Below are 3,925 nucleotides of genomic sequence, written 5' to 3'. Positions count from 1 at the left end.
GAACCGGCTTATATATGGGGTTTATTTAACGATAAGTAAATTTCGCTATAACTAGGCAAAAATTTTTACATCTAGTTGATATTACGTTTCTTTAGACTGGAAATTGTTGGATTTACTTAGCGGTTCTTCAGAAGTTTAAAAACATAATGGATACCAACAAAAGATTATCTTTCATTACTTAAGCTGAAAATGTGGTGATTGGATATATTCTTGGGTAGTACAGGCCTCAACCTTGATCATATCTGATACGCCAATTACTTTTTTTGATAAAGAGGTTACGTACTTCAAAGCTACGTTAACAACGTCTTCGTATCCTTTAAAAGCCTATTCTAAATTTATTATATTCTAATCTGATGAATAGGGTGGTGCTTTAATATCTTTGAGTTTTAAAGCTATCAGCAGCATCACATTACATCACGCATAACAGCAGCTCTTTCATTTTTTCGTTTCAGTATTAAGCTTGCGTCACTCGCATAGCGTCTTTATCTATATAAGGAGTTATTAACACTCCTACCTCGCCGACTTTCTGAAATACAGACTAAGCATTTATACATATTTAATAGTAATTACTACAAAAAGTGACTCAGCTATTTTAGTTAGCCTGCCATCGGTGTGCGATTTTTGAAATCAATGAACATATAGCTTTATGGATTTTTTCTTTTTTAGAAAGGCCAAGTAGTACTTTTTCAGATAGTTGAATAGCTATAGTTGTCTCAATCATTTTTGTTAATTTTATGTAGGTAATTTATTTTTTGCATGCTTTTACACCTACATAACTCGCCACAATAAGGAAGTAAGTAACTTGTTTGAGGCGAGACTTAGATATGATTTCTTCAGTAAATAGCACTTATTCTAAATCAAGTTTTTGCAATAATGCAATAATGCAAAAAGAGCATTGTGTTTGTTTTTTGTTACTTTAAAGCTTTGTAAATAAAGAGTTTTATTTGGTTAGCCAAGTGTTGACCTTTTGCATAAGTTAGGACTACTATTCGAATCAAAATAGGTACTGTGATTAATTACAGACCGTTTTTGAAGGCAAAACAATTAAAATAGTATTCTAGGGAGAATCCAATGTTAAATAATCAAGTTTCAAAAGCTGTTCGCTTAGCGATTGCTTTTGGTGCAGCATCTACAGCTGTTTTTTCTATGAACACAATCGCTGCAAACGAAGGTGTTGAAAAAGTAGAGCGTATTCAAGTAACGGGTTCACGCATAAAGCGCACTGATATTGAAACAACCGTGCCAATCACATCAATTGGCCGAAGTGATATTATTCAAATGGGCGCATTGAATGTAGCTGATGTTTTGAATCAATCCCCGGTCACTATTGCTGGTTCAAACCAATCAAATAGTGCATTTGGTACTACAGGCGTTGGTCTTAACACTACATCTTTACGTAACTTAGGTTCTTCAAGAACATTAGTATTAGTGAATGGTCGTCGCTTTGTATCAGGCGTTTCTCCATCAAGTGGTTATGCGGTTGACTTAAATGCAATACCAGCATCAATGATTGAACGTATTGATATTCTTAAAAGTGCTTCTTCAGCGATTTATGGTTCAGATGCTGTTGCTGGTGTTGTGAACATTATTACGCGAAGCGATTTTGAAGGTGTTGAAGTTAACGCTCAAACAGGTGTTTCAGATGAGTCTGATCGCGAAAAATATTCTTTAAACCTTACTGCTGGTAATAGTTGGGATTCAGGTAGTGTAACAATTGCTGCTGGATATGATGATGATAAAGGTCTGAAGTCATCCGATCGAGACTTCTCAAGATATGATGAAGCTATATTTTTGAATGATGAGGGTGGTGAATATGTTGGTATTCAGAATTCTTCATATCCGCCTCAAGGCCGTGTTGGCGCATACAATGCAGATGGGACACCTTATGTAGGTGATGAGAATTCATTCAATCGTGCTTCTTACCGACAGTTAGTTACTCCGCTTGAGCGTAAATACGCAGCAGTTAATTTTAAACAAGATATTTCAGATAGTGTTCACTCTTTCACGGAAGTAAACTGGAATTCATCTAAAACATACAACTCGACTATTGAACCAACTCCTTTTACTACGGATGATGTATATCTACCTTCACGTGGTGGCGTTGGTGGGATTAAACTGGGAAGCCCTTTAGTTCCAGACCTTTTACGCCAAAATTTAATGTCTGATAATCCTGATTTAACAATGGATAATAATATTCCAACGTTAGTTCGCCGTATGGTTGAGTTTGGTGCTCGTTCAACAGATTTAGAGCGTGATACTATCCGTATTGCGACAGGTATAGATTGGGAAATTAATGACAACTGGCTTTTAAACTCTTATATTTCATGGGGTAAAACTGACCAGCGCCAAGAAAATGGTGGTCAAATAAATGTTGAACGTGCTGCAAATGCATTAGATGTATACACTAACGCAGAAGGTAACGTCCAATGTTCTAATGATTTAGCAGTACTTCAAGGATGTGTGCCTTTAGATTTGTTCGGTGCAGGAACTTTGTCTGATGAAGCTGTTGCATATGTAAGATCACCTGCAAAATCTCAAGGTCAAGTTGAGCAATTTATATTTTCAACAACCCTTTCAGGTGAATTACCAATTGAGCTAGAAGGTGGTATGGTTGGTCTAGCAGTTGGTGCAGAACATCGTCTTGAAAAAGGTTCATACTCTCCAGGTGATTTAGCGCAAACTGGTGCTTCAAGTACAAATAAATCTGAGCCTACGAATGGTAGCTTCTACACTAACGATGTTTTTGTTGAAACTGTATTACCAGTTCTCGAAAATGTTGAACTAGATTTAGCCGCTCGCTATTCAGATCATGAAATTGTTGGTGGACAAACAACATGGAATGCAGGTGTACAATACTCTCCTACAGATACAGTAAAATTAAGAGCATCAGCAGCGCGAGCTATTAGAACTCCAAATATTGCTGATTTATTCGGTGGTAGAGGTGAAACATTTTCAGGTGTTGCAGATCCATGTGATGCAATTACTGCATCATCTACCGGAAATGTAGCGGCTAACTGTCTTTCTATCGCTGAAGTGGCTAATCGAGTTGCTACTGAAGGCGCATTCAATTTAACAACTATTGAACGTCAAAGCACTGGCGGTTATGTTGGTGGTAATGAAGATGTAAAAGAAGAAACATCTGATTCATTTAGTGTTGGCGCTATTTGGCAAGTGACTGATGAATTTTCATTAACGCTTGACTACTACGATATTGCTGTAGATAACGCTATTGCTACCACTGCTAGAACAACGGTATTAAACCGATGCTACGGTGTTAATCCATCAGACTTTGATGCGACATGTGGTGGGGCAATACGTGATACAAGAGGTGCTTTGACAGAAGTTAGCTCTGGTACTAGCAATGAAAATGATTTAAGCACAAAAGGCTTGGATATTGAATTAAGCTATAAACAAGAATTTGCTTACGGGCAATTATCAGCTGACTTGATTTGGAATCATTTGTATGAGTATGCTGAAACATCAATTGAATCTGGTGAAGAGATAGATTACAGAGGTGAAGTATTAACTCCTACTAATCGTGCAAATTTAAATTTAGGCTATGCAGTTGATGACTTTGCAGTATCATGGCGCATGAAGTACTGGGCAAGTTCAAATGATAGTAATATTGAAGGAAACCAAAATTTCTCAACTGGTGCTCCTTTAGAAAAGTTTAATCGCTTCCCGACTGTTATTTATCATGATCTATCAGGTACTTATAACATCACTGATGGAACAGACGTTACTTTGTCAGTTCGAAATGTTTTTGATAAGCAACCTCCTGTAGCAAACCAAAGTTCTGTAAGTGGAGCATCAGGTATAAACACTGTTGGTGAAGCTTATGATGTTACTGGTCGTTATTTCCAGTTAAGCTTTACTACTAAGTTCTAATTATTATTTATATAAAATGATAAAAGCCGCGATTTTA

The 3,925-nt window shown here is 36.8% G+C and carries 1 protein-coding gene; it reads left to right on the top strand.

Going from position 1 to position 3,925, the window contains the following annotated elements:
• Window positions 1–1,071 precede the first annotated feature (1,071 nt).
• Entirely contained in the window at window positions 1,072–3,888 is a 2,817-nt protein-coding gene (locus GQR46_RS17195) for a TonB-dependent receptor (protein ID WP_165741699.1), read from the top strand.
• Window positions 3,889–3,925 lie beyond the last annotated feature (37 nt).

Origin of the sequence: Pseudoalteromonas sp. Z1A6 (assembly GCF_011378745.1) — a bacterium.
In the GTDB taxonomy this organism is placed as follows: domain Bacteria; phylum Pseudomonadota; class Gammaproteobacteria; order Enterobacterales; family Alteromonadaceae; genus Pseudoalteromonas; species Pseudoalteromonas arctica.
This window is presented reverse-complemented; position numbering and strand designations above follow the sequence as displayed.